At 66.2% G+C, this 26,351-nt stretch carries 17 protein-coding genes; 12 read left to right on the top strand and 5 right to left on the bottom strand.

Going from position 1 to position 26,351, the window contains the following annotated elements:
* The first annotated feature begins 1 nt into the window (after nt 1).
* The 11 genes from murG to ligA all read left to right on the top strand — a co-directional run bounded on the left by murG (nt 2) and on the right by ligA (nt 14,574).
* On the top strand, nt 2-1,102 hold the full coding sequence (gene murG / locus ACK4HL_RS09455; RefSeq protein ID WP_409759169.1) for an undecaprenyldiphospho-muramoylpentapeptide beta-N-acetylglucosaminyltransferase: 1,101 nt from the start codon (nt 2-4) through the stop codon (nt 1,100-1,102).
* Entirely contained in the window at nt 1,099-2,514 is a 1,416-nt protein-coding gene (gene murC / locus ACK4HL_RS09450; protein WP_409759166.1) for a UDP-N-acetylmuramate--L-alanine ligase, read from the top strand. Before murG ends, murC begins: the two co-directional genes overlap by 4 nt.
* A complete protein-coding gene (gene murB / locus ACK4HL_RS09445) occupies nt 2,514-3,443 on the top strand; it encodes a UDP-N-acetylmuramate dehydrogenase (protein WP_409759163.1) in 930 nt (309 codons plus the stop codon). The genes murC and murB overlap by 1 nt, the downstream gene beginning before the upstream one ends.
* Entirely contained in the window at nt 3,440-4,384 is a 945-nt protein-coding gene (locus ACK4HL_RS09440; protein WP_409759160.1) for a D-alanine--D-alanine ligase, read from the top strand. The genes murB and ACK4HL_RS09440 overlap by 4 nt, the downstream gene beginning before the upstream one ends.
* Entirely contained in the window at nt 4,381-5,241 is an 861-nt protein-coding gene (locus ACK4HL_RS09435; protein WP_409759157.1) for a cell division protein FtsQ/DivIB, read from the top strand. Before ACK4HL_RS09440 ends, ACK4HL_RS09435 begins: the two co-directional genes overlap by 4 nt.
* A gap of 37 nt (nt 5,242-5,278) precedes the next feature.
* Nucleotides 5,279-6,604, top strand: a complete 1,326-nt coding sequence (ftsA, locus tag ACK4HL_RS09430) for a cell division protein FtsA (RefSeq protein ID WP_409759154.1) — start codon at nt 5,279-5,281, stop codon at nt 6,602-6,604.
* 58 nt (nt 6,605-6,662) lie between these two features.
* Entirely contained in the window at nt 6,663-7,979 is a 1,317-nt protein-coding gene (locus tag ACK4HL_RS09425; RefSeq protein WP_409759151.1) for a hemolysin family protein, read from the top strand.
* A gap of 136 nt (nt 7,980-8,115) precedes the next feature.
* Nucleotides 8,116-9,678, top strand: a complete 1,563-nt coding sequence (gene ftsZ, locus ACK4HL_RS09420; RefSeq protein WP_409759148.1) for a cell division protein FtsZ — start codon at nt 8,116-8,118, stop codon at nt 9,676-9,678.
* Between the two features lie 177 nt (nt 9,679-9,855).
* Nucleotides 9,856-10,746 carry an outer membrane protein assembly factor BamD gene (locus ACK4HL_RS09415; protein WP_409759145.1) on the top strand — a complete coding sequence of 297 codons (891 nt, stop codon included), beginning with the start codon at nt 9,856-9,858 and terminating at the stop codon, nt 10,744-10,746.
* 45 nt (nt 10,747-10,791) lie between these two features.
* The gene (recN, locus tag ACK4HL_RS09410; RefSeq protein ID WP_409759142.1) at nt 10,792-12,462 is read left to right on the top strand and encodes a DNA repair protein RecN; all 1,671 of its coding nucleotides are present in this window, start codon (nt 10,792-10,794) and stop codon (nt 12,460-12,462) included.
* A gap of 12 nt (nt 12,463-12,474) precedes the next feature.
* Nucleotides 12,475-14,574, top strand: coding sequence for an NAD-dependent DNA ligase LigA (gene ligA / locus ACK4HL_RS09405; RefSeq protein ID WP_409759194.1), 2,100 nt, complete (start codon nt 12,475-12,477; stop codon nt 14,572-14,574).
* A 65-nt stretch (nt 14,575-14,639) separates the two neighbouring features.
* Here ligA and ACK4HL_RS09400 read toward each other — a convergent pair whose 3' ends face one another.
* The 3 genes from ACK4HL_RS09400 to tyrS form a co-directional block, all read right to left on the bottom strand.
* A complete protein-coding gene (locus ACK4HL_RS09400) occupies nt 14,640-16,547 on the bottom strand; it encodes a response regulator (RefSeq protein ID WP_409759139.1) in 1,908 nt (635 codons plus the stop codon).
* Between the two features lie 4 nt (nt 16,548-16,551).
* Entirely contained in the window at nt 16,552-22,854 is a 6,303-nt protein-coding gene (locus ACK4HL_RS09395) for a HAMP domain-containing protein (protein WP_409759136.1), read from the bottom strand.
* 165 nt (nt 22,855-23,019) lie between these two features.
* Complete coding sequence (tyrS, locus tag ACK4HL_RS09390) at nt 23,020-24,261, bottom strand: tyrosine--tRNA ligase (protein ID WP_409759133.1); 1,242 nt, start codon at nt 24,259-24,261, stop codon at nt 23,020-23,022.
* Nucleotides 24,262-24,341: 80 nt separating this feature from the next.
* Between tyrS and ACK4HL_RS09385 the strand changes: the two genes are divergently transcribed.
* On the top strand, nt 24,342-25,415 hold the full coding sequence (locus ACK4HL_RS09385) for an anhydro-N-acetylmuramic acid kinase (protein ID WP_409759130.1): 1,074 nt from the start codon (nt 24,342-24,344) through the stop codon (nt 25,413-25,415).
* On the opposite strand, the gene ACK4HL_RS09380 is transcribed toward ACK4HL_RS09385, so the two are convergent.
* Both ACK4HL_RS09380 and ACK4HL_RS09375 read right to left on the bottom strand, forming a co-directional pair.
* Nucleotides 25,389-26,024 (bottom strand): DMT family transporter, encoded by a 636-nt coding sequence (locus ACK4HL_RS09380; RefSeq protein ID WP_409759127.1) that lies wholly within the window; start codon nt 26,022-26,024, stop codon nt 25,389-25,391. The two genes, ACK4HL_RS09385 and ACK4HL_RS09380, sit on opposite strands and share 27 nt — an antisense overlap.
* Nucleotides 26,021-26,308 carry an EamA family transporter gene (locus tag ACK4HL_RS09375; RefSeq protein ID WP_409759124.1) on the bottom strand — a complete coding sequence of 96 codons (288 nt, stop codon included), beginning with the start codon at nt 26,306-26,308 and terminating at the stop codon, nt 26,021-26,023. Before ACK4HL_RS09375 ends, ACK4HL_RS09380 begins: the two co-directional genes overlap by 4 nt.
* Nucleotides 26,309-26,351 lie beyond the last annotated feature (43 nt).

Below are 26,351 nucleotides of genomic sequence, written 5' to 3'. Positions count from 1 at the left end.
GATGGCGGAGAAAGGCACCATCGTTCTCGCGGCGGGCGGCACGGGAGGCCATCTCTTCCCCGCGCAGGCGCTCGCCGAGGAACTCACCCGGCGCGGCTACGCCATCCATCTGATGACGGACGAACGCGTGCGGGACTACGGCAAGTCATTTCCCGCCGCGGAAACCCATATCGTGCCCTCGGCCACGCTGTCGCTGTCGAGGCCGTGGCTCGTGCCGGGGCGGGCGCTCCGCCTCCTCGGCGGCTACCGCACGGCGCGCGCCATCCTGAAGCGGGTGAAGCCCATGGCGGTCATCGGCTTCGGCGGCTACCCGTCATTCCCGCCGATCATCGCGGCCGCACGGCTGGGGATTCCATCCTGCGTCCATGACCAGAACGCCGTGATGGGGCGGGCCAATCGCGTGCTGGCCAGATGGGCCGATGCGGTGGCCTCATCCTTCCCGGATCTCCGGGGCCTCCCGGCGGAGGCGCAGAAGAAGCTCACCGTCACCGGCAACCCGGTGCGCGGCATCGCGCTTGCGGAGCGCGCCGCACCCTATCCGGCTTTCGGCCGCTTCAACCTCCTCGTCTTCGGCGGCAGCCAGGGGGCGCAGTTCTTCGGCGAGTTCATGCCCAGGGTCTTCGCGGCGATGACGGCGGAGGAGCGCGCGGGGATCAGGCTCACCCAGCAGGTGCGGGCAGAGAACATGGCGGAGGTCTCGAAGGCCTACCGCGAGCTTGGCCTCGACTGCGAGCTCAACGCCTTCTTCATGGACATGCCGCGGCGCATCGCAGAGGCGCATCTCGTCGTCTGCCGGTCCGGGGCATCGACCATCGCCGAGCTCGGCGTCATCGGGCGGCCCGCCGTCATGGTGCCGCTGCCGCACGCGCTCGACAACGACCAGCTGCGCAATGCCGAGAGCTTCGCCGCGGCCGGGGCGGGCTGGGTCCATCCACAGGCCTCGCTCGAGCCCAGGGCGTTTGCCCAATTTCTGACATCACTTCGCTCTCAACAGGGCACGCTTCAACAGGCGGCCGCGGCCGCGCTCTCCCACGGCAGGCCCGATGCGGCGGAGCGCCTGGCGGACCTCACGGAACGGATCGCAGGGAAACACAGCGCATGAAACTCCCGGGCAACGTCGGCCCCATCCACTTCATCGGCATCGGCGGCATCGGCATGAGCGGCATCGCCGAAGTCATGGCGACACTGGACTACAAGGTGCAGGGCTCGGACCTCACCGACAACTACAACGTCGCGCGGCTGCGCAAGTCCGGCATCGCGGTGCAGATCGGGCATCGCGCGGAGAACGTGGGCGAGGCGCAGGTCGTCGTCGTCTCCTCTGCCGTCAAGGACGACAACCCGGAACTGGTGGAGGCGCGGAACCGCCATCTGCCGATCGTGCGGCGCGCCGAGATGCTGGCGGAGCTGATGCGCTTCAAGTCCTGCATCGCGGTGGGCGGCACGCACGGCAAGACCACCACCACCTCGCTCGTCGCGGCGCTGCTCGACGCCGGCAACCTCGACCCGACCGTGATCAACGGCGGCATCATCAACGCCTACGGCACGAACGCGCGGCTCGGCAAGGGCGACTGGATGGTGGTCGAGTCGGATGAATCCGACGGCACCTTCGTCAAGCTCCCCGCCGACGTCGTGATCGTTACCAACATCGACCCCGAGCATCTCGACCATTACGGCACCTTCGACAAGGCGAAGGAGGCCTTCCTCGCTTTCGTCGAGAACATCCCCTTCTACGGATTCGCGGTGATGTGCATCGATCACCCGGTGGTGCAGGAGATGATAGGCCGGGTGCGCGACCGCCGCGTCATCACCTATGGCCGGAGCCCCCAGGCCGACGTGCGGCTGATGGAGGTGAGCTACGAGGACGGCGAGACGCGCTTCTCCGTGCGCATGACCAACCGCCGCACCGGCGAGACGCACGACATCGGCGAGCTCAGCCTCGCGATCCCCGGCGAGCACAACGCGCTCAATTCGACGGCGGCGCTCACCGTCGCCAAGGAGCTCGGCATCTCGGACGAGAACATCCGCAAGGGCTTCCGGAGCTTCACCGGCGTGAAGCGCCGTTTCACCCGCACCGGTGCGCACAACGGCGTCACCGTCTTCGACGACTACGGTCACCACCCGGTGGAGATCGCCGCCGTGCTGAAGGCGGCGCGCGGGGTGGCGAAGGGCAGGGTGCTCGCGGTCATGCAGCCGCACCGCTACACGCGGCTCTCCTCGCTGTTCAACGAGTTCTGCACCTGCTTCAACGACGCCGACACGGTGATCGTGGCGCCGGTCTACGCGGCAGGCGAAGCGCCGATCGAGGGCGCCTCGCACACCGCGCTGGCCGAGGGACTGAAGTCGCGCGGCCATCGCTCCGTCCACGCCATCGAGAAGCCGGAGCAGCTGGCGCCGCTGGTCAGGAGCCTCGTGAAGCCGGGCGACCTCGTGATGTGCCTCGGTGCCGGGACCATCACGCAGTGGGCCTATGCGCTTCCGGGCCAGCTCGAGGCCTTCGACAAGGCCGCGACGTGATGGCGAGGATCGACGGCGAGGCCCTGCTGAAGCGGCTGCCGGCGGTGCGGGGCAGGCTGGAGGCCAATGCGCCGCTGGCCGAGCTCACCTGGTTCCGCGCGGGAGGACCCGCGGAAGTGCTGTTCACCCCGGCGGACGAGGCCGATCTCGCGGGGTTCCTCAAGGACACGCCGGCGGAGATACCCGTCTATGTGATCGGCGTGGGCTCCAACCTCCTGGTGCGCGACGGCGGCGTGCCCGGCGTCGTCGTCCGGCTCGGCAAGGGATTTTCGGAGATCGCCGAGGAACCGGGGCAGCGCGTGCGGGCCGGCACGGCAGCCCTCGACGTGCGCGTCGCACGCTTTGCGCTCGAGAAAAGTATCGATGCATTAACCTTTCTGAGAGGTATACCGGGCACGATCGGCGGCGCGTTGCGCATGAATGCCGGGGCCTATGGGGGCGAGACGAAGGACATTCTGATCGAGGCGCGGGCGGTCGACCGGTCGGGGAACATCCACGTGCTGTCCAATGCGGACATGAAATACAGCTACCGCCACAGCGGCGCGCCCGAGAACCTGATCTTCACGCAGGCGCTGTTCCAGGGCCGGCAGGGCGATCCCGCCGAAATCGCGGCCGCGATGGACCGCATCACCGGGAGCCGAGAGGCGACCCAGCCGATCAAGAGCCGCACCGGCGGCTCCACCTTCAAGAACCCGCCCGGCAACAAGTCCTGGCAACTCATCGACAATGCAGGCATGCGCGGCTACGCGGTGGGGCAGGCACGCGTCTCGGAGATGCACTGCAACTTCCTCATCAACGAGGGCGGCGCCACGGCGGCGGAGATCGAGGAACTCGGTGAAACCGTTCGCGCCCGGGTGAAGGAGACCTCCGGAATCGATCTCGACTGGGAGATCAAGCGCATCGGCCTCGCAGCGGGAGAGGCCGCATGAGTCAAAGGCGCGTGCCTGCCGAAACCACCGTTGCCGTGCTGATGGGCGGCTGGTCGGCCGAGCGCGAGGTGAGCCTCGCCTCGGGCGAGGGCTGTGCAGCCGCGCTGCGCCGCGCCGGCTTCAACGTGGTGCCGGTCGACGTGAAGCGCGAGACCATCGTCTCGGTGCTGCAGGAGATGAGGCCGGACGTCGCGTTCAACGCGCTGCACGGAAAATGGGGCGAGGACGGCTGCTGCGCGGCGATCCTCGAAACATTGCAGATTCCCTATACTCATTCCGGCGTGCTGGCCTCCTCGCTCGCCATGCACAAGGAAAAGTCGAAGGCGATCTTCCACGCCGCCGGCATTCCCGTGGCGGAGAGCCGGCTCGTCGAGCTCGAGGCGGCCGCGGCCGATCACCCGATGCAGCCGCCCTACGTGGTGAAGCCGGTCTCGGAAGGTTCGAGCGTCGGCGTGCATATCGTGATGTCGCGCGCCAATGGGCCCGCCGCCATGATTCTGGAGCAGCGCCACATCTTCGGCAGCCACGCCATGGTGGAACGCTTCGTTCCCGGCAAGGAGCTCACCTGTGCGGTGATGGGCGACGTGGCGCTCGGCGTCATCGACATCGTTTCGAAAAGCTCCGCCTGGTACGACTACGAGGCCAAGTATTCCCCCGGCGGCTCGCAGCACATCCTGCCGGCGGAGATTCCGCACGGGATCTACCGCAAGTGCCAGCAATATGCGCTGATGGCGCACCAGGCGCTGGGCTGCCGCGGCGTTTCTCGCGCCGATTTCCGCTACGACGACAGCGTCGAAGGCGGAGAGCTGATCCTGCTCGAGGTCAACACCCAGCCGGGCATGACGGGAACGTCGCTGGTGCCGGAGCTCGCCGCCCATGCCGGGCACAGCTACGAGGATCTCGTCACCTGGATGGTCAACGACGCGTCGGTGGACAGATGAGCGAAGAAGACCTTCCCATCCATGAGCGCGCACCGCGGCAATCCTGGCTCGAGCAGGGCAACAGCCTGCGCTTCCGCTTCGCGGCGCGCGCCTCGGCAGTGCTGCTCCTCGGCGGCGCCATCGTCTCGGCCCTCGTGCAGGGTGGCTATTTCGACTATCCGGGCAGCAAGTGGCTGATGCTGCCGGGCAAGGCTGCCGGCCTCGTCGGCATGGCTGCCGAGGACATCACCATCTCGGGCCTCGAACACCACGAGCCGGACGTTCTGCTGGCTGCGATCGGCGTTCAGCCCGGCGGCTCGCTCATCGGCTTCGATGCGGGCCGCGCCCGCCGTATCCTCGAGGGGCTGGACTGGGTGGAGAGTGCGAAGGTGCAGCGGCTCTTCCCCAACCAGCTGGCCGTCGAGGTGCGCGAGCGCGAGCCCTTCGCCATCTGGCAGCGCGGCGATGCCTACTACGTGATCGACCGGTCGGGTGCCGCGATGAGCGGGCTTTCGGCCTCGCGCCTCGTGCGGCTGCCGCTGGTCACAGGGGAGGGCGCGAATTCCGCCGCGGCGGAACTCGTTAACCAACTCTCAGCCTATCCCGACATAATGTTGCAGGTGAAGGCCGCCGCCCGGGTGGGGAACCGGCGCTGGACCCTCTATCTCGACAGCGGCATCACCGTGCAGCTGCCGGAAAAGGGCTGGGAGGAGGCGCTGCGGACTGTCGATGGGCTGAACAGGTCGCAGCGGCTGCTTTCGAGGGGCATCAGGTCGGTGGACCTGCGTCTCGCCGGGCGAGTCATCGTGGAGGTGGCCGAGCTCGAGGCGGAGGACGCCGGCAGCAAGACGAAGAAGGCAGTGGCCGGAAGCAACTGACTCCGGCCCAGTCACGGGGTGTGAGGGGTTCGCGTAGATGACGGTGGTGCAGTTTCAGGGCAAGGGCGCGGCAAAGGGCAATGCCGTGCCGAAGGGTGGGCTCGTCGCCGCCCTCGACATCGGTTCCACGAAGATCAGCTGTCTCATCGCCGAGGCGGTGCCGGCGAAGCACCGCAGCTCGGATGCGGAAGAGAAGACCGCGCTGCGGATCCTCGGCGTGGGGCATCAGCTTTCGCGCGGGGTGCGCTCCGGCGCCATCGTCAACGTCGACGAGGCCGAACGGGCGATAAGGCTCGCCGTCGACGCGGCCGAGCGCATGGCGCAGCGCACCATCACCGGTGTCTATGTGAACGTCTCGGGCGGACGCCCGCAGTCGCGCCTTCACACGGGCAGCGTCCCAACCCAGACCGGGCAGGTGAGCCCGCGCGACAAGGACCGGGTGCTGGACGCGGCGCTGGAACAGGTGGACCCCGGCCGGCGCACCATCCTGCACCTCTCGCCGCTGTACTATCATCTCGACGAGGCGCGCGGCATCGCCGACCCAAACGGGATGTTCGGCGAGTCGCTGTCGCTCGATCTCAGCGTCGTCACCGTCGAGCAGCCGCATCTGAAGAACCTCGCCCTCGCGGTGGAGCGGGCGCATCTCGCCATTGCGGGCTTCGTGACCGCACCCTATGCCGCGGCGCGCGCCGTCCTGGCGGAGGACGAAAAGACGCTCGGCGTCACCGTCGTCGACATGGGCGGCGCCACCACGAGCTTCGCCATCTTCCATGAAGGCCACCTGGTGTCATCCGACATGATCCCACTCGGCGGCCAGCACATCACCAACGACATCGCCCGCGGGCTCTCCACCACCATCGCCCACGCCGAGCGCATGAAGACGCTGTGGGGCTCGGCACTCGCCAGCACCATCGACGAGCGCGAGATGATTTCGGTGCCGCTGCTGGGCGAGCGCGGTGTGGACACCGTCCAGCAGGTGCCGAAGTCGATGCTGACCGGCATCATCCGGCCGCGCCTCGAGGAGATCTTCGAGATGCTGCGCGACAAGCTGGAGAATTCCGGCGTCGCCCATCTCGCGGGCCGCCGCGTGGTCATCACCGGGGGTGCGAGCCAGCTCAGCGGGGTCCGCGACGTGGCCGGCCAGTGGCTCGACCGGCAGGTGCGGCTCGGTGCGCCGGCCCATGTGCAGGGAATGCCGGAAAGCGCCCATTCGCCGGGTTTCGCGGTGTGCGCAGGTCTGCTCGACTATGCCATGAAGCCCGATCTCCACTACGCCCTGCCCAAGGCCAAGGCGGAGGCGGTGGAGCGCGCCCAGACCGGCTACGTCCGCCGCATGGGCCGCTGGATCGCCGACAGCTTCTGACCTTCCGTTACGGCGGGGTTTGCATGGCGCCGGGGCAGGCGCTATATGCGCTCCTTCCATGCTGACGCTTGAAATCCTGCTGGTGCTGGGCCTCGTGCTGCTGAACGGCGTACTGGCCATGTCGGAGCTGGCGGTCGTCTCCTCCCGTCCGGGCCGCCTCAAATCCATGCGCGACAGGGGTATTCCCGGCGCCCGAACCGCCCTGATGCTGGCGGAGAACCCAGGCCGGTTCCTCTCCACCGTGCAGGTTGGCATCACGCTGGTCGGCATCCTGGCAGGCGCATTCTCCGGAGCGGCGCTCGGCGAACGGCTGTCGAACGCCCTGGTCTCCTTCGGCATGCCCGAGAATTATGCCGAACCCATCGGCTTCATCCTGGTCGTGGCGGCGATCACCTATGTCTCGCTCGTCATCGGCGAGCTCGTGCCGAAGCAGGTGGCGCTCAAGAACCCGGAGGGCATCGCCTGCCGCATCGCCTATCCGATGCACCTGCTCTCAAAGGCGGCGGCCCCCTTCGTCTGGCTGCTCGACGGCTCGGGCCGGCTCCTCATCCGGCTCCTCGGCCTTCGGGAATCGAGCGAGGCCACCGTCACCGACGAGGAGATCAAGACGCTGATCGCCGAAGCCGAATCCGCCGGGGTGATCGAGAGCGGCGAGCGCGACATGATCGCGGGGGTGATGCGGCTGGGCGACAGGCCGGTGCGGGCGCTGATGACGCCGATGACCGACATCGACATGATCGGCATCGACGACGAGCCGGCCGAACTGCGCAAGAAGATCGTGGCGACGCCGCATTCGCGCATTCCCGTCCATGGCGAGAATCCGGAGGAGGTGATCGGCATCGTCGTCGTCAAGGACGTGGCGGACGCGCTGCTCGAGCGCCGCAAGCTCGAGGTCGGCAAGCTGGTGCAGACGGTGCCGGTCATCCCGGAATCGATGCCGGCGCTCGAGGCGATGGAGCTGTTCCGCGGCTCCTCGATCCACATGGCCTTCGTCCAGGACGAGTATGGCCGCACGCTGGGCATCGTCACCGCGGCGGACCTTCTCAAGGCCATCGCCGGCAGTTTCGAACCGACGGGCGAGGGGGGCGATGGCGCCGTGCAGCGCGACGACGGGTCATGGCTCCTGCCGGGCGACCTGGCGGTGGACGAGATGGCGGAGCTCATCGGCTTTCCGCTGCCGCCGAAGCGCCGCTACGAGACGGTGGCGGGCCTCGTCATCGACGCTTTCAAGCATCTCCCCTCGCTCGGCCAGTCGGTCAAGGTGGGGAACTGGCGCTTCGAGGTCGTCGACCTCGACGGCAGACGCGTGGACAAGGTCCTGGCGAGCCGCATCGCCGGGGTGCATCGCCAGGCCAGCCGCGCCGGGCGGGGCTGAAGCGGTCGTTACGGGAGCGGTTCAGAACAGTGCAATCCTTCTTGGATTTTAGGGGATTGGTTAGCGGCCGTTAACCATTTGTTATGAATTCGGTAAGAAATATGGTCACGGCAAATCAATCCGGGCGCCGTGAATCATGACAATCAACCTTACCGTCCCCAACCTCTCCGATCTGAAGCCTCGCATCACCGTGTTTGGCGTCGGGGGTGCGGGCGGTAATGCCGTCAACAACATGATCGAGAGCCGGCTCGAGGGTGTCGAATTCGTCGTCGCCAACACCGATGCGCAGGCCCTGATGCAGAACGCCGCGCAACGCCGCATTCAAATGGGTACAGCCCTGACCCAGGGGCTGGGTGCCGGATCTCAACCACAGATCGGTGCCGCCGCCGCCGAGGAGGCGTTACCCGAGATCCTCGACCATCTCGCGGGCTCCCACATGGCCTTCATCACCGCCGGCATGGGCGGCGGGACCGGCACCGGAGCCGCGCCCGTCATCGCCCGGGCCGCCAAGGAGCAGGGCATCCTCACCGTCGGCGTGGTGACGAAGCCCTTCCATTTCGAAGGCATCCGCCGCCAGCAGACGGCCGAGCGTGGCATCGAGCAGCTCGCCAAGCACGTCGATACGCTGATCGTCATTCCCAACCAGAACCTCTTCCGCGTCGCCAACGAGAAGACGACCTTCGCCGCCGCCTTCGCCATGGCCGACCAGGTGCTCTATTCCGGCGTTGCCTCGATCACCGAGCTGATGACCAAGGAAGGCCTGATCAACCTCGACTTCGCCGACGTGCGCGCCATCATGAGCGAGATGGGCCGCGCCATGATGGGCACGGGCGAGGCTTCCGGCGACAAGCGCGCCATCGAGGCCGCCGAGGCCGCGATCTCCAACCCGCTGCTCGACGATGTCTCGATGCGCGGCGCGCGCGGGCTCCTCATCTCGATCACCGGCGGCCCCGACCTCACCCTCTATGAAGTGGACGAAGCCGCGACCCGCATCCGCGAGGAGGTGGACCCGGAAGCCAACATCATCCTTGGCGCCACCTTCGACGAGTCGCTCGAGGGCATCATGCGCGTGTCGGTGGTGGCCACGGGGCTCGCCGCCGAAGCGCTCAAGGGCGGCAAGTCCGAGGAACCGGCGGAACCCGCCGAGAAGCCTTCCGTTTTCGGCTATGTCGGCAAGCAGCCCGCCAACAAGAAGCCCGTCGTGCAGCCTGCGCCGATGGCCGCGCGCATGCCGCAGCCGGTCGTTCACCAGCCGGCTCCTCCCGCCCCCGTCCAGGCCTATGCCGAGGATGAGGGGGCCGAAGAGGCCGAGCCGGAGCCTGTTGCCCAGCCCGTCTACCATGAGCGTGCACAGCAGCCCGCCGCCCGCCAGGTGCGCATGCCCGCGATCGAGGAATTCCCGCCGCAGGTGAAGCGCCAGATCGAGGCGCAGCAGAGCCGCATCGAATCGATCGCCGAGCATGCCCAGAAGAAGAAGCCGGGGCTGTTCCAGCGCCTCGCCTCGGTGGGGCTTGGCCGCAAGGACGATCCGCCGCCCCAGCCCTCGCACCGCGAGCCGACGATTGCCATGCAATCCGCCCAGCGCCCGCAGCAGCAGGCCCCGCAGCGCCCGCAGCCGCAGCCGCCGCAGATCGCCGAACAGCAGTACGACGATGACCAGCTGGAGATCCCGGCCTTCCTCCGGCGGCAGGCCAACTGACTGAATTAGAACGTTGATTTACCAATCCCGGCGGTCACACTTCCGCCGGGATTGGCGCATTTAAGAGGCGCGCTGCGGCATTGGTGTTTGGCGCCGCCAGCGGTTATGAATGCATCGCGCGAGTCGCGGGTACGCAAGATGAAGGTCTGGGTGGGGTCGCCGGTGCGGGTTACGGGAATGATTGGGCGGAGTCTTGCGGCGGCGGCCATCGCGGTGCTGCTCTCGGGATGCGCCACCAGCATCATGGACGGCCTCTGGGGCGACGACACCAGCGCCTCCTCCACCTCCACCGCCGGGTTGACGGCCGGCGTTGCGCCGGACATGACCGCCTCGCAGGACGATGCGGCAGTCGCCAAGCTCTACAATGACGGCCTGTCGGAGCTCTCCAGCGGCCAAAACAAGTCCGCGATCAAGAAATTCTCCGAGGTCGAGCGGCAATATCCCTATTCGAGCTTCGCCACCAAGGCCATCCTGATGCAGGCCTATGCCAATTACCGCATGGGCAAATGGGATGACACCGTCGTGGCGGCGAACCGCTTCGTCACCCTTCATCCGGGCCACCGGGACGCAGGCTACGCCTACTACCTGATCGCCGTTTCCAACTACAACAAGATCGCCGACACCAGGCGCGACCAGTCCGCCACGCAGCAGGCGCTCGTGGCGCTGGAGGAGGTGGCCCAGCGCTTTCCCGGCACGCCCTATGCCGCGGACGCCGAGCAGAAGGTGATCGTTGCGCGCGACCATCTCGCAGGCAAGGAAATGGAAGTGGGCCGCTTCTATTACCGGAAGGGCAGCTACCTCGCGGGCATCAACCGCTTCAAGCGCGTCGTCACCGAATACCGCAACACCAGCCAGACGCCGGAAGCCCTCTACCGCCTGTCGGAGGGCTACATGGCCCTGGGCATCGTCTCTGAGGCGCAGACGGCGGCGGCGGTGCTCGGCACCAATTATCCCGACTCCGAATGGTACAAGGACGCCTACAATCTGGTGTCGAGCGATGGCCAGGCTCCCGTCCAGAACGAGGAGTCGTGGATCTCCAAGGCCTTCAGCTCGATCAACCCGCTCTGATCTCGGCTCTCGCCTGAGAGCCCGACTCCGCTATATGCTCGCGGCATGCTGACCGCTCTCTCCATTCGCGACATCGTCCTGATCGAGAAGCTCGACATCTCGCTCGACAGGGGCCTCACCGTGCTCACGGGGGAAACCGGGGCGGGAAAGTCGATCCTGCTCGATGCGCTCGGCCTGGCGCTGGGCGCGCGCGGCGACTCCGGCCTGGTGCGCACCGGAGCCGAGCGCGGCGTGGTGACGGCGGCCTTCAGCCTGCCGCGCAGCCACCCGGCCTTCGCGCTGCTCCGCGAGCAGGGGATCGACGCCGAGGGCGAGCTCGTCATCCGCCGCATCCAGAATGCCGACGGCCCGAGCCGGGCGGCGATCAACGACCAGCCGGTGAGCCTGAACCTACTGCGCCAGATCGCCGTGGCGCTTGCCGAGATTCACGGCCAGCATGCCGACCGCGCGCTGGTCGACGTCTCGGCCCACCGCCGCCTTCTCGATGCCTTCGGCGGGCACGAGGCGGATGTGAACGAGGTGGCGGCGCTGTGGTCCAGGGCGTCCGCAGCCGAGGAGGCGCTGCTCGAACACCGCAGGCTCATGGAGCGCGCCGAGGCCGAGCGCGACTATCTCGAACATGCCGCGGAGGAGCTCCGCGCCCTGAACCCGCTTCCAGGCGAGGAGGCGAAGCTCGCCGAGGCGCGCCAGATGATGATGTCCGCCGAGCAATACGCCGAGGCGCTGACCGAGGCCGAAGAGGCGCTGGCCGGAGACGGCACGTCGATCGCCAGGCTCAACGCCGCGCTCCGCAAGCTGGAGCGCCGGCGCGAGAGCGCGGGCGGCAGGCTGGACCATGTCTGCCAGTCGCTCGACCGGGTGCTGGCCGAGGTTGCGGAAGCCGAACGGGCCATCGCGGAGGCCCAGCGCGCCTTCGTCTTCGACCCGCGCGAGCTCGAGAAATCGGAGGAACGGCTCTTCGCGCTCCGCGCCGCCGCGCGCAAGTTCAAATGCACGGTCGATACGCTGGCCGAGGTGCGCGAGCGCTTCGACATGGAACTCAAGGCGCTGAGCGATGGCGGCGGGCGCCTGAAGAAGCTTGAGCAGGAATTCAAGGCTGCGCGCGAAGCCTATGACGGCGCTGCGGAAAAACTCTCCAACAAGCGCCGCAAGACGGCCCGCGCGCTGGACAAGGCGGTGATGGCGGAGCTGCCGCCCCTGAAGCTCGAGCGCGCCCGCTTCGAGACCGCGCTCGAGACGGACGCCGGCAAGCCCGGCCCCACCGGCATCGACCGCGTCGAGTTCATGGTAGCGGCCAATCCCGGAACGCCGCTGGCGCCGCTCATGAAGGTGGCCTCGGGGGGTGAGCTCGCGCGCTTCATGCTGGCGCTCAAGGTGATCCTCGCATCGAAGGGCTCCGCACCCACCCTGATCTTCGACGAGATCGACACCGGCGTCGGCGGCGCGGTGGCGGATGCCATCGGGGCCAGGCTGGCGCGGCTGGCCGGAAACCTCCAGGTGCTGGCCGTCACCCACAGCCCGCAGGTGGCGGCGCGCGCCTCCCAGCACATGCTGATCTCCAAGATGGAGGAGGTGGCCTCGAAACGCATGGTGACGCGCGTGCAGCCGCTCTCGGAGGGCAGCCGCCGGGAGGAGGTGGCGCGCATGCTGTCGGGCGCCCAGGTCACGGAGGCCGCCCGCGCGCAGGCGGACGAGCTCCTGCAGGGCAGGGGCTGAGCCATGGCGAAGATGGCGCTCACCCCCGTCGATGACCTCACCATCATCGAGGCCGCGGCGGAGCTGGCCGAGCTGGCGAAGGAGATCGCCAGGCACGACCGCGCCTATTTCGAGCATGACGCCCCCATCGTCTCGGACGCCGAATACGATGCGCTGCGTCAGCGCAACGAGGCGATCGAGGCGCGCTTTCCGGAGCTGATCCGGGAGGACTCGCCCTCGCGCCGGGTGGGTGCCGCGGTGGCCGAAAAATTCGCCAAGGTGCGCCACGCGGTGCCGATGCTCTCGCTGGCCAACGGCTTTTCGGAGGAGGACGCGCGCGACTTCGTCGGCCGCGTGCGCCGCTTCCTCAACCTGCCGGAGGGCGAGGCCGTGGAGATCACGGCCGAGCCCAAGATCGACGGGCTCTCGATCTCGCTCCGCTACGAGGGACGCAAGCTCGTGCAGGCCGCAACGCGCGGCGACGGTTACGAGGGCGAGAACGTCACAGGCAATGTGATGACCATTGCGGACGTCCCCAAGCGGCTTCCGGCCAAGGCTCCCGAACTGGTTGAGGTTCGGGGCGAAATCTACATGTCCCACAAGGACTTCGCCGCGTTGAATGAGAAACAGAGTCAAGCCGGCGAGCGGCTCTTCGCCAATCCGCGCAACGCCGCCGCCGGCTCGCTCCGCCAGCTCGACTCATCGATCACCGCCTCCCGCCCGCTCAGGTTCTTCGCCTATGCCTGGGGCGAGGCCCCCGCACTTCCGGCGAAGACGCAGATGGGCGTCATCGAGGCCTTCGCCGCCTGGGGCCTTCCCACCAATCCGTTGATGCGGCTCTGCCGATCGGTGGAGGAACTCCTCGAACAGTATCGCAAGATCGAGGGCCAGCGCGCCGAGCTCGGCTATGACATCGACGGCGTCGTCTACAAGGTGAACCGGCTGGACTGGCAGCAGCGGCTGGGCTTCGTTTCGCGCAGTCCGCGCTGGGGGCTCGCTCACAAGTTCTCCGCCGAGAAGGCGATGACGGTGCTGGAGAAGATCGACATCCAGGTGGGCCGCACCGGCGCGCTGACGCCCGTCGCACGGCTGAAGCCCGTCACGGTGGGCGGCGTCGTCGTCACCAACGCCACCCTCCACAACGAGGACGAGATCGCGCGGAAGGACATCCGCGAGGGCGACACGGTGATCGTTCAGCGCGCCGGCGACGTGATCCCGCAGATCCTCGGGATCGTGCCCGAGAAGCGTCCGGCCCGCGCAAGGCCCTACCAGTTCCCGCATGAGTGCCCCGTCTGCCATTCCCACGCGGTGAGGGAGGAGCGCGCCTCGGGCAAGCTCGATGCGGTGCGCCGCTGCACCGGCGGGCTCATCTGCGCGGCTCAGCGCGTCGAGCGGCTCAAGCATTTCGCCTCGCGCAACGCCCTCGACATCGAGGGGCTGGGCGACAAGATCATCGCCGAGTTCTATGCCGACGAGCTCATCCAGTGGCCGCACGACATCTTCACGCTGGAAGCGAGGGACAAGCGGGCGCTGAAGCGCCTGAAGGATCGGGAGGGCTGGGGCGATGCGAGTGTCGCAAAGCTCTTCGAGGCCATCGACGCGCGCCGCAGCGTGCCGCTCGACCGCTTCATCTTCGCCCTCGGGATCCGCCACGTCGGCGAAACCACGGCAAGGGCCCTGGCGCGGGCCTATGGAAGTGTCGAGCATTTCCGCGACCAGATGATCGCCGCCGAGGCCATGGAGGGCGAGGCCTGGAACGAGCTCAACGCCATCGACGGGATCGGCGAGATCGTCGCGGAGGCGGTGGCGCAGTTCTTCGCCGAGCCGCATAACCGCGAGGTAGTGGACGAGCTCCTGAAGCATGTGACGGTGACGCCGCTCGAGGCCCGCAGCACAACTTCTCCCGTGGCGGGAAAGACGGTGGTCTTCACCGGCGCTCTCGAACGCATGACGCGCGAGGAAGCCAAGGCCATGGCCGAACGCCTCGGCGCCAAGGTCTCGGGCAGCGTCTCGAAGAAGACCGACCTCGTGGTGGCGGGGCCCGGCGCGGGCTCCAAGCTCAAGGACGCCGAGAAATACGGGGTCGAGGTCATCGACGAGGATACGTGGTTCCAGCGGGTGGGCGAGGGCTAGAGAGAAGAACTGCGTCCTGCCCTCTCTTTCCGGGGCGTTCCGGTTCTCCCCTGCACTCCACGGCGCTAGCCTGCCGTACCGACCCTCGCCGTTTCCGTGGCCTTTTCCCCGAGAATGCTCACGACCCTCAGCACCTCATCTTCCCGATAGGGCTTCTTGAGCCGCAATGCATTCCGCAGGTGCTCCGGCAGGATCGTGACGTCGGAGTATCCGGTGGTGAAGGCAAATGGAATTCCGCGCGACAGCAGGCGGTCGGCGATCGGCGAACTGGTATCCTTGCCGAGGCTGAAGTCGATGAGAGCCAGGTCGATATCGCCATCGGCGAGAGCGAGCCCCTGAGCCAGTGTCTGCGCCGGACCGACGACGGCGTGGCCGGCATCCTCAAGGTCGGCCTGCAGCTGCATGGCGACGATAGGCTCATCCTCGACGATCAGCACCCGCAGTCTCTTCGCACGTGCAGGGGTGTGAGCGGCAGAAGGCCTCGCAGCGGGCATCTCTGCGGCGGGCTCCTGCATATCGAAGAACTGATCATTCGCCATCGGACCCTCGAGCGTATACTCCAAGCCGCCCGGCAGAAACTGGCAGCGCCCGCCGGCGCCCAGCCCGGACACGATGAGCTCCAGAAATCTCAGGCCGAAGCCCTTGCGGGTCGGAGCCGTCAGCCTCGGGCCGCCGCGTTCGATCCAGCTGAGGCGGATGTCCCCGCTCCCCGTCGGCAATCTCTGCCAGCTCAGCTCAACCGTGCCTCCCGGAACAGTCCATGCCCCGTATTTCGAGGCATTCGTCGCCAGTTCATGCAGAATAAGCGAGAGCGACTGCGTGAACTGCGGAAGGATGTGCACGGCCGCCCCTTCGACTTTCAGATTGTCTCCGCGCATGCCGCCGAAGGGGCCGAGCGTGCGTGTCACGAGATCGCTGAGCAGCACGGCGCCCCACGAGGACTGGCGAAGCAGTTCGTGCGCCTGCGCCATCGCCTCCAACCGGCTGTCGATCGTTTCGACGAACTGATCGAGCGATTGCGCGCCGCGGCTCGACAGGCGCACCATGCTCCTCACATTGGCGAGGATATTCTTCACCCGGTGGTCGAGTTCCTGGTTCAGGACGCGCTGATAGTCCTCGGCGAGCTTGCGAGGAGTGATGTCGAGAATGGTCCCGACGACACGCCACCGCCGATGATCTTCCGGATCAACGATCGTCTGCCCGCGATCCAGGAGCCAGCGCACGTCTCCGTCCGGGCGCTGGATCTTGAATTCAAGTTCACGCCGGCCCGTGTCCGGACTGGGATCCAGAATGTGCCGATGAACGATGTCACGATACTCCGGATGTATGTAGCCCAGTGCCTGATCGAGCGGCATCGGCCCCTCCGCCTCGTGGCCGACCAGCCTGCACAGGTTTTCCGACCAGTAGACTTCGCCCCGGTCGCCGTGGAAATCATAGGTCCCGAAACCCGCGGCTTCGCTGGCGAGGCGCAGACGCTCTTCGCTTTCCTTGAGCCGCTCGGTCGACTGCGCCAGTGCGGCCGTGCGTTCATGAACACGGCTCTCGAGTTCCGAATTGAGACGCTCCAGCTCGCGCGTCTTGCGGAACAGATCGACGAAGATCCTGACCTTGGCCCGCAGGATCTCCGGCACGACCGGCACGGAGACATAGTCCACGGCGCCCGAGGCATAGCCCTTTACCCTGTCCGAATCCGACATCTGGATGGCCGAGACGAAGATGATCGCCGTCTGCTCGTGACGGGGGTGCTCACGCAGCATCTTGGCGAGGTCGAAGCCGTCGAGCTCAGGCATGCAGACGTCGATCAGCACCACGGCGACCTCGTTCCTGAGAAGAACCTCGAGCGCTTCACGGCCCGAGTTGGCGCGAATCAGGTTCTCCCCGAGCTCCGCCAGTATCACCTCGTAACTCAGCAGCTTCGCCGGCTGGTCGTCGACCAGGAGCACATTGACGGGCGACTGGGTGAACTTGCTCATGATTTCAGCGGTGGAGCCACATCCGCAATGCTGCAAGCAGCTGTTCCGTGTTGACGGGCTTTGCCAGGTAATCCGATGCGCCGGCACTGACGCACTTCTCCCGGTCCCCCTTCATCGCCTTGGCCGTCAGAGCGATGATCGGCAGCCGGCGGAGCTTCTCGTCCTTGCGGATTTCCTGCATGGTTTCATAGCCGTCCATCTCCGGCATCATGATGTCCATGAGGACGATCGAGACGTCCGGGTTGGACTTGAGCATGCTTATGGCCTCCTTGCCGGTCGTGGCGGTGAGGACGTTCATTCCCCGTCGCTCGAGCACGCTGGAGAGCGCGAAGATGTTTCGCGCGTCGTCGTCGACCAGCATCACGCACTTCCCCACGAGATCTTCATCCGAGCTGTGCAGGCGCTCCAGCATCCGCTGCTTCGCGGCGGGCAGGCCCGACACCAGACGGTGGAGGAAGAGAGCCGTTTCGTCGAGCAGGCGTTCGGGCGACTGCACGCCCTTCACAACGATGCTTCTGGCGATGACGTGAAGCCGTTCCTCCTCCTGTTCAGTCAGTTCACGGCCGGTGAAGACCACGACGGGAATGTCGGCGAGGCCGGATTCCTTCTTGATGCGTTCGAGAACCTCGAAGCCGGACATGTCCGGAAGCTTGAGGTCGAGGACGATACAGTCCGCCGGCGCCTCCCTGAGCAGCTGGAGAGCGGCGTGGCCGCTGCCGGTCGATTGGATCTCGATGTCGTCGTGATGGAGAAGCTCGGTGATGCTGAAGCGATCTCCGGCATCGTCCTCGACCACGAGAAGCCGCTTGCGGCGGGGCTCGGCGAACTTCTTGATCTTCTCGAGAGAGGCGACGATTCCTTCCTCCGTCGCCGGCTTCGTAATGAAGGAGAAGGCGCCGCGCGAAAGACCGTGCTGCCGGTCCTCCTCTGCGGTCAGGACCTGAACGGGAATATGCCGGGTCGCCGGGTTCTGCTTGAGCTGGCTGAGGACCGTCCATCCGAGCATGTCCGGCAGGAACACATCGAGCGAAATCGCCGTCGGGTGATAGTCGTTGGCCAGGGCCAGACCTTCGGCGCCCGTTCCCGCGACGAGTACCTGGAAGCCGCTGTCGCGCGCGAGATCGGAGAGGATCCTGGCGTAATGGGAATCGTCCTCGATGATGAGGAGGACGAGGTCGCCCGGCCGCAGCGAGTCGCGGTCGTCCTGAAACGGCTCGGTGCGCATGTCGGGAAGGGCGTGAACAGGCTGGCGGGACAGGACCGGCATGATGCCCTGGGCAAAACTGCCGCCTGCGGGGATCGCCTGGGCATACTTCACCGGGAGGTAGAGCGTGAAGGTGCTGCCCTTTCCGGGAGTACTCCTGAGCTGGATCTCTCCGCCAAGCAGCGCGGCCAGTTCCCGGCTGATGGCGAGGCCGAGGCCCGTTCCACCGTACTTGCGGCTGGTGCTGGCGTCTGCCTGCTGGAACGCCTCGAAGATGATCTTCTGCTTTTCCGGCGTTATGCCGATGCCCGTGTCGGTGACCTCGAAGGCGATGACCGGCTGGCGGCCGAGGGTGGGATGATCGCTGCTCCAGCCGTTGTCGGGCGCTATGATGTGCAGCCGCACCCCGCCGTGCTCCGTGAACTTGAAGGCATTGGACAGGAGGTTTTTCAGAACCTGCTGCAGCCGCTTCGAATCCGTCACGATGCTGCGCGGCACGTAGGGATCGATGTCGACGCTGAATGACAGATGCTTGCGGTCCGCCTCATGGCGGAACGGCCGGGAGATCGTCTCGATCAGGGTATTGATGGCGAGTTCCTCGGCATCCACGCTGACGGTCCCGGACTCGATCTTGGAGAGATCCAGGATGTCGCTGATCAGGTTCATCAGGTCCGTTCCGGCGGCGTGGATGGTCCGGGCATATTCCACCTGCTTTTCGGTGAGGTTGCCGGCGGGGTTGTCGGTGAGCTGCTGACCCAGGATGAGGATGCTGTTCAGCGGTGTGCGCAGCTCATGCGACATGTTTGCGAGGAACTCGGACTTGTATTTCGAAGTCTGCGAGAGCTCGGCTGCCTTCTCCTCGAGCGCGCGGCGGGCCTGCTCGATTTCCTGGTTCTTCGCCTCCACCTCCCTGTTGCGCTCGGCGAGCTGCAAGGCCTTCTGCTCCAGTTCCTCGTTCGTCTGCTGGAGTTCCTTCTGCTGCGTCTGGAGAACTCCTGCGAGCTGCTGAGACTGCGTGAGGAGCGACTCCGTCTGCATCGTCACCTCGATGCTGTTCAGCACGATGCCGATGCTGTCGGTCAGCTGCTCGAAGAAGATCAGGTGGGCTGGATCGAAGCTGTGCAGAGAGGCAAGCGCGATGACGGCCTTGGGCTGGTCCTCGAACGTGACAGGCAGGGCGACGAAGCTCCGGGGAAGCGCATCGAACAGAACGGAGCCGATGCGCGTCAGGTCCGGGGGAATGTCCGTGACGTGAATGGCACGTTTCTCGAGGGCCGTCTGGCCGATGAGGCTCTTCCCGAGCTCCAGTTCCGCGGGGTAGCCGTTGCGGTGGTCGTCGGCATATTTGGCGAGCAGCCTGAGCTTGCGGTCCGCGCCCTCTCCGGTGACACGGTAGATCACGCCCTGATGGGCATTCACCAGCGGCACGAGCTCGGAGAGAATGTTCGTCGCCACGGTCTCGAGATCCCGCTGGCCCTGCAGCATGCTGGTGAAGCGGGCCAGATTGGTCTTCAGCCAGTCCTGCTGCGTATTGCGCTCCGTGGTCAGGCGCAGGTTGCCGATCATCGTATTGATGTAGTCCTTCAGTTCGGCAACTTCTCCCCGCGCGTCGACCTGGATCGACCGCGTCAGGTCACCCTTGGTCACCGCGGTCGTCACTTCCGCAATGGCGCGCACCTGGCTGGTGAGGTTCTCGGCGAGCAGGTTCACGTTGCCCGTCAGGTCCTTCCAGGTTCCGGCGGCGCCCGGCACGTGCGCCTGCCCTCCCAGCCGCCCCTCGACACCCACCTCGCGCGCCACCGTCGTGACCTGCTCGGCGAATGTGGCCAGGGTTTCCGTCATGTTGTTGATGGTTTCGGCGAGCGCGGCCACTTCGCCCTTCGACTTGACCGCGAGGTTCTGCTTCAGGTCTCCGTTGGCCACCGCGGTCACCACCTTCACGATGCCGCGCACCTGTTCGGTGAGGTTTGCCGCCATCACGTTCACCGTGTCGGTGAGATCCTTCCATGTTCCGTCGACGCCCGGAACGACGGCCTGTCCGCCCAGCAGCCCCTCGGTGCCCACCTCGCGGGCAACGCGCGTGACCTCGGAGGCGAATGCGTTGAGCTGGTCGACCATCGTATTGATGGTGTTCTTGAGCTCGAGGATTTCCCCCTTGACGTCGACGGTGATCTTGCGCGACAGGTCGCCGCGCGCGACGGCGGTCGTCACCTCGGCAATGTTGCGCACCTGTGTCGTCAGATTCGCGGCCAGAAGGTTCACGTTGTCGGTCAGGTCCTTCCAGGTGCCGCCGACGCCCGGCACCTGGGCCTGGCCGCCAAGCTTTCCTTCGGTGCCGACTTCGCGCGCGACGCGGGTGACCTCGGCCGCGAAGGAACGCAGCTGCTCCACCATCGTGTTCAGCGTGTCCTTCAGCAGCAGGATCTCGCCACGCACGTCCACGGTGATCTTCTTCGAGAGATCGCCGCCGGCAATCGCCGTGGCAACCTCGGCGATGTTGCGGACCTGGGCAGTCAGATTGCTGGCCATGAAGTTCACGTTGTCCGTGAGGTCCTTCCAGGTGCCGGCAACCCCGGGCACCTGCGCCTGTCCGCCGAGCTTTCCTTCGGTACCGACTTCGCGCGCGACGCGGGTCACTTCGGAGGCGAATGCGTTGAGCTGATCGACCATCGTGTTGATGGTGTTCTTGAGCTCGAGGATCTCGCCCTTGACGTCGACGGTGATCTTGCGCGACAGGTCGCCGCGAGCCACGGCGGTCGTCACCTCTGCGATGTTGCGGACCTGGCCGGTGAGGTTGCTGGCCATGAAGTTCACGTTGTCCGTGAGGTCCTTCCACGTGCCGGCGACACCCGGCACCTGGGCCTGTCCGCCGAGCTTTCCTTCCGTGCCCACCTCGCGCGCGACGCGCGTCACTTCGCCCGCGAAGCGGTTGAGCTGGTCGACCATCGTGTTCAGGGTCTGCTTCAGCTGCAGGATCTCGCCCTTCACGTCGACCGTGATCTTTCGCGACAGGTCGCCACCCGCGATGGCCGTCGCCACTTCGGCAATGTTCCGCACCTGGTCGGTGAGGTTTCCCGCCATGGAGTTCACGGAATCGGTCAGGTCCTTCCACGTGCCGGCAACCCCGGGCACCTGCGCCTGTCCGCCAAGCTTTCCATCCGTGCCCACTTCACGGGCAACACGGGTGACCTCCGCGGCAAAGCCGTTGAGCTGGTCAACCATCGTGTTGATCGTCTCCTTCAGCTGAAGGATTTCCCCGCTGACATTGACGGTGATCTTCTTCGACAGGTCGCCCTTGGCCACCGCCGTCGCGACATCGGCGATGTTGCGCACCTGGCCGGTGAGGTTGCTGGCCATTGAGTTGACGCTGTCGGTGAGATCCTTCCACGTGCCCGCGACGCCTGGCACCGCCGCCTGCCCGCCGAGCTTGCCCTCGGTGCCGACTTCCCGCGCCACGCGCGTCACTTCGCCGGCGAAGGCATTGAGCTGATCCACCATCGTGTTGATGGTTTCCTTGAGCTCGAGAACCTCGCCTCGGACGTCGACATCGATCTTCTTGGAAAGATCGCCGTTCGCGATGGCGGTCGAGACTTCAGCGATGTTCCGGACCTGGGTGGTCAGGTTGCTGGCCATGGAGTTGACGCTGTCCGTCAGGTCCTTCCAGGTTCCCGCAACGCCCCGGACATGTGCCTGCCCGCCCAGCCGCCCCTCGGTTCCGACTTCGCGCGCGACGCGGGTGACCTCGGAGGCAAAGCCGTTCAGCTGATCCACCATCGTGTTGATGGTCTCCTTGAGAAGGAGAATTTCACCGCTCACGTTGACAGTAATTTTCTTGGACAGGTCTCCGCTCGCAATGGCGGTCGAGACCTCTGCGATGTTTCGCACCTGGGCCGTGAGGTTGCTGGCCATCGAATTGACGTTGTCGGTCAGATCCTTCCAGGTGCCCGCAACCCCCGGAACCGCGGCCTGGCCCCCGAGCCGGCCCTCTGTTCCCACTTCCCGGGCGACGCGTGTCACTTCCGAGGCAAAGCCGTTGAGCTGGTCGACCATGGTGTTGATGGTGTTCTTCAGCTCGAGAATCTCGCCTTTCACATCCACGGTGATCTTGCGCGACAAGTCACCGCGCGCGACCGCCGTCGTCACCTCCGCGATGTTGCGGACCTGCGTTGTCAGGTTGGCCGCGAGCAGGTTCACGTTGTCGGTGAGGTCTTTCCAGGTTCCCGCGACGCCTGGAACGACGGCCTGGCCGCCGAGACGTCCCTCCGTTCCGACCTCGCGCGCCACGCGCGTCACCTCCGCGGCGAAGGAGCGGAGCTGGTCGACCATCGTGTTGATGGCTTCCTTGAGCTGCAGGATCTCGCCGCGCACATCGACCGTGATCTTCTTCGAGAGGTCGCCGCGGGCCACCGCAATGGTGACCTCCGAGATGTTGCGCACCTGGGCCGTGAGATTGCTGGCCATCTGGTTGACACTCTCGGTGAGTTCCTTCCAGACGCCCGTCACCTCGCTGACCTGGGCTTGCCCGCCAAGCTTTCCATCGGTTCCGACTTCGCGCGCCACGCGCGTGACTTCCGAGGTGAAGACACCCAGCTGCTTGATCATCGTATTGACGATGTTGGCGGAGCGCAGGAATTCGCCCTGAAGCGGTCGACCATCGACGTCGAGCCTCATGCTGACCAGCAGGTTTCCCTGGGCAACGGCCTCGATGGTCCTGGTGACTTCGGTCGTCGGCCACAGCAGGTCTTCGATGAGGGAGTTCACCGAATTTTCCATCTTTCCCCAGGCGCCCGGGCCGGCGCCGAGCGTCAGCCGGGACCGGATGCGGCCTTCGCGCCCCACAACCTGGCCGACACGGTCGAGTTCCTCTGCCATCCTCTGATTGGCGGAGACGATGTCGTTGAAAGTGTCGGCGATCTTTCCATGCACGCCTGGCAATGTCGAAGACATGCGTACCGAGAAGTCTCCGGAACGAACAGCCTGAAGAGCCGAAAGGAACTCGTCCAGCAGCGCACGTTCCGCGGGGCGGTCGAACGGACCGGGCTCGCCTTCGTTCCTCGTGCTGCCGGGCTCCCGCCAGTCAGCCGACACTCGCCCCTCAGGCATTCTCCCCCCATTCCGACCTGACGGACCTTGCATTCCGCCAGTCCCATTAGAGATCAGAACGCGCAACCTTATGGAAAGTTCCGCGGCGGGCATGCGTTACGGTCACCGAAACGGCGATCTGCCGTCCCAGATGGGATTGGGTGCTCGAGGGGCTGGTGCCGCGAATTATGCCGGCTTCACCAGCACGTGCTTCTTCTTGCCCATGGAGAGCTTGATCACGCCATCGCCCAGCAGCTCGCGGGTGAGCTTCATCTTTTCGTCGGAGACGGGCTGGTCATTGACCCGGATGGCGCCGCCCTGAACGGCGCGGCGCGCTTCGCCGTTGGAGGTGGCGAAGCCTGCCGCCACGCAGGCGGCGAGGAGTCCTGTTCCCGAATCGAGGTCGAGCGCGATCGAGGGAAGGCCCGCGGCGCTCTGGCCTTCTTCGAAGGTGCGGCGGGCCGTCTCGGCGGCTTCCGCGGCGGCGGCAGGACCGTGCAGCATGGCGGTGGCCTCGGTCGCCAGCAGCTTCTTCGCCTCGTTGATCTCGGCCCCGCCGAGTGCCCCCAGCCTCTCGATCTCGCCGAGCGGCAGTTCGGTGTAGAGTTTGAGGAAGCGCGTCACGTCCGCGTCCTCGGCGTTCCGCCAGTACTGCCAGTAGTCGTAGGGTGATAGCATGTCGGCGTTGAGCCAGATGGCGCCCGCCGCCGTCTTGCCCATCTTGGCGCCGGATGAGGTGGTCAGCAGCGGCGAGGTCAGCGCGAAGAGCTGCTTCTGGTCGCAGCGGCGGCCGAGCTCGATGCCGTTCACGATATTGCCCCACTGGTCGGAGCCGCCCATCTGCAGCACGCAGTTGTGGCGGCGCGACAGTTCGAGGAAGTCGTAGGCCTGCAGGATCATGTAGTTGAATTCGAGGAAGGTCAGTGGCTGCTCGCGGTCGAGCCTCAGCTTCACCGAATCGAAGCTCAGCATGCGGTTGATCGTGAAGTGCACGCCATAGTCCCGCAGGAAGTCGATGTAGTTCAGGTGATCGAGCCAGTCGGCGTTGTTCACCATCCGGGCGTCCGTCGGCCCCTCGCCGAAGCTCAGGAACCTGGTGAACACCTGGCGGATGCCCTCGAGGTTGGCGGCGATCTGGTCCACGCTGAGGAGCTTGCGCGACTCGTCCTTGAAGGAGGGGTCCCCGATCTTGGTGGTGCCCCCGCCCATCAGCGCGATGGGCCGGTGTCCCGTCTTCTGCATCCAGCGCAGCATCATGATCTGCACCAGGGAGCCGGCGTGGAGGGAGGCGGCGGTGGCGTCGAAGCCGATGTAGCCCGTGATCGTGCCGGCCCTGGCAGCGGCGTCGAGGCCTTCCGGGTCCGAGATCTGGTGGATGAAACCGCGCTCTGACAGTATGTTGAGGAAATCGGACTTGAACTGGCTCATGGCAATCGGACTTTCACGAAGGCTGCGGGCTCTTACCACGGAGGCCCGGACTGTCAAAACCGCTGAACGCCCTGGGGCTGATGTCAGGCACCTCGCTCGACGGCATCGACGTGGCGCTGCTCACCACCGACGGCGAGGACGAGGTGCGGCGCGGGCCCTCCGCCACCTATCCCTACCGCCCGGACCAGCAGGCGCTCCTGCAGGATGCGCTCTTCGCCGCGCGCGCGCTCGAGGAGAGGGATGCGCGGCCGGGCATTCTCGCCGAAGCCGAGCGGGAACTCACCCACTGGCACGCGCAGGCCGTGGAGCGCTTTCTCGACCAGAAGCGGCTGACCGTTTCCGAGATCGATCTCATCGGCTTTCACGGCCAGACGGTGATTCACCGTCCGGAGCGCGGTCTCACCGTGCAGCTGGGTCTCGGGCCGGCGCTCGCCCGGTACACGGGGCTGACGGTGGTCTACGACATGCGCGCCGCCGACGTCGCGGCGGGAGGGCAGGGGGCGCCGTTGGTGCCCGTCTATCATCGCGCGCTCGCAGCGGGGCTCGACGTGCGGCCAGTGGCCTTCGTCAACATCGGCGGTGTCGCCAACATGACCTGGATCGGGGCGGAGGGCGAACTCGTGGCCTTCGACACCGGTCCCGGCAACGCCCTCCTGAACGACTGGTGCGAGCGCTACACCGATACCCCCTATGACCGGAACGGAGAACTCGCCGCCCGCGGCAACGTCGCATCACATGCACTTGCCGCACAACTCAAACACAACTTTTTTACAACTTCCGCACCGAAATCGCTCGACCGGAACACGTTCGACACGTCGTTGCTCGAGGGCCTTTCCGTCGAGGACGGCGCGGCCACGCTCACCCGCTTCACGGCGGAGGCGGTCGCTGCCGGCGTGGCCCTCGTTCCGCAAGCGCCGAAGCTCTACGTGATCTGCGGCGGCGGGCGCCTCAACCCCACCTTGATGCGCGACCTGAGGATGGTGCTGCAAGCGCCTGTCATTCCAGCGGAAAAGGCGGGCTTCAACGGCGATTCCATGGAGGCCGAGGCCTGGGCCTATCTTGCCGTCCGCAGTTGGAGGGGGCTTCCCATCACCTTCCCCGGCACCACCGGGGCACCGCGGCCGCTCTCAGGCGGGATTGTGTCGGAACCTTAAGTATTTCAATGGCCTGCCATCGATCACAAGCAGCGCGACGAGGATCACCAGGGCGCCCACGATCTCGCGCGGCTCCAGCCTCTCGCCCAGCAAGGTCACGCCGAGAGCGATGGCGGAGGCCGGAATCATCATCGTCACCAGCATCACATTGGCCGCGCCGGAGCGCGCCACCACCTTGAAAAACAGTATATATGCCAATGATGTAGCAAGGAGTGCCAGCCCCAGCAGCGCCAGCCACGCGGCCGGCGAGGCGTCGAGAAGCTGCACCGGGCTGTCGAAGCTGAAGGCGAGGGCGGTCATGATGGCGGAGGAACAGAGCAGCTGACCCGTGGCCATGCTGAGCGGAGCCACGCCCTTGATCTTCAGCTTGGCCCACAGGCCGCCGAGTCCGTAGCTCGCTGCGGCGCCGAGGCAGAGCAGGATGCCCGCGCTCTGCGTGCCGGCCCCCAGCACGGTGCCGCCCTTGAGGACGGCCACGCCGGCTATCCCTATGAGAATCCCCGCTATTTTGCGCCACACCAGCGGCTCGAGCCCGGCTGCGGCTATGAGGGCGACGCCGAACAGGGGTGTCGTCGCGTTGATCACGGAGGCGAGTCCGCTGGCGATCATGGTCTGGCCGTGACGATGAGAGTGAAAGGTATCACATTGTTTAGAATGGACATTCCTGCAATTGCCGTCCACGCGGCGCGACCCTTCGGCAAAGGGCCGATGAGCAGCAGGTGGAGTGGAAGGAGCGCCGCCGCCGCGATCACCACCCGCGCCATCACGATGACGAGTGGCGAAAGATCCCTTATCGCAATTGCAACAAAGAGATAGGAGCCGCCCCAAATGATCGAGAGCAGCAGCAGAAGCCCCCAGTCCGCAAGGTGGATGTGGTGCTGCGTGGGTGGCATCGGCAAGGCTCCTGACATGGTGGCCGCCGCATAGCGGGGAGAG

Origin of the sequence: Aestuariivirga sp. (assembly GCF_046294715.1) — a bacterium.
GTDB lineage: Bacteria > Pseudomonadota > Alphaproteobacteria > Rhizobiales > Aestuariivirgaceae > Aestuariivirga.
The sequence above is the reverse complement of the archived record's forward strand: the minus strand, read 5'-3'. Positions and strand labels throughout refer to the sequence as shown.

What these genes read in the sequence shown, in the direction of transcription:
- murG (WP_409759169.1), top strand. Translation starts at nt 2, where the DNA reads ATGGCGGAGAAAGGCACCATCGTTCTCGCGGCGGGCGGCACGGGAGGC.
- murC (WP_409759166.1), top strand. Translation starts at nt 1,099, where the DNA reads ATGAAACTCCCGGGCAACGTCGGCCCCATCCACTTCATCGGCATCGGC.
- murB (WP_409759163.1), top strand. Translation starts at nt 2,514, where the DNA reads ATGGCGAGGATCGACGGCGAGGCCCTGCTGAAGCGGCTGCCGGCGGTG.
- ACK4HL_RS09440 (WP_409759160.1), top strand. Translation starts at nt 3,440, where the DNA reads ATGAGTCAAAGGCGCGTGCCTGCCGAAACCACCGTTGCCGTGCTGATG.
- ACK4HL_RS09435 (WP_409759157.1), top strand. Translation starts at nt 4,381, where the DNA reads ATGAGCGAAGAAGACCTTCCCATCCATGAGCGCGCACCGCGGCAATCC.
- ftsA (WP_409759154.1), top strand. Translation starts at nt 5,279, where the DNA reads ATGACGGTGGTGCAGTTTCAGGGCAAGGGCGCGGCAAAGGGCAATGCC.
- ACK4HL_RS09425 (WP_409759151.1), top strand. Translation starts at nt 6,663, where the DNA reads ATGCTGACGCTTGAAATCCTGCTGGTGCTGGGCCTCGTGCTGCTGAAC.
- ftsZ (WP_409759148.1), top strand. Translation starts at nt 8,116, where the DNA reads ATGACAATCAACCTTACCGTCCCCAACCTCTCCGATCTGAAGCCTCGC.
- ACK4HL_RS09415 (WP_409759145.1), top strand. Translation starts at nt 9,856, where the DNA reads ATGATTGGGCGGAGTCTTGCGGCGGCGGCCATCGCGGTGCTGCTCTCG.
- recN (WP_409759142.1), top strand. Translation starts at nt 10,792, where the DNA reads ATGCTGACCGCTCTCTCCATTCGCGACATCGTCCTGATCGAGAAGCTC.
- ligA (WP_409759194.1), top strand. Translation starts at nt 12,475, where the DNA reads ATGGCGCTCACCCCCGTCGATGACCTCACCATCATCGAGGCCGCGGCG.
- ACK4HL_RS09400 (WP_409759139.1), bottom strand. Translation starts at nt 16,547, where the DNA reads ATGAGCAAGTTCACCCAGTCGCCCGTCAATGTGCTCCTGGTCGACGAC.
- ACK4HL_RS09395 (WP_409759136.1), bottom strand. Translation starts at nt 22,854, where the DNA reads ATGCCTGAGGGGCGAGTGTCGGCTGACTGGCGGGAGCCCGGCAGCACG.
- tyrS (WP_409759133.1), bottom strand. Translation starts at nt 24,261, where the DNA reads ATGAGCCAGTTCAAGTCCGATTTCCTCAACATACTGTCAGAGCGCGGT.
- ACK4HL_RS09385 (WP_409759130.1), top strand. Translation starts at nt 24,342, where the DNA reads ATGTCAGGCACCTCGCTCGACGGCATCGACGTGGCGCTGCTCACCACC.
- ACK4HL_RS09380 (WP_409759127.1), bottom strand. Translation starts at nt 26,024, where the DNA reads ATGATCGCCAGCGGACTCGCCTCCGTGATCAACGCGACGACACCCCTG.
- ACK4HL_RS09375 (WP_409759124.1), bottom strand. Translation starts at nt 26,308, where the DNA reads ATGCCACCCACGCAGCACCACATCCACCTTGCGGACTGGGGGCTTCTG.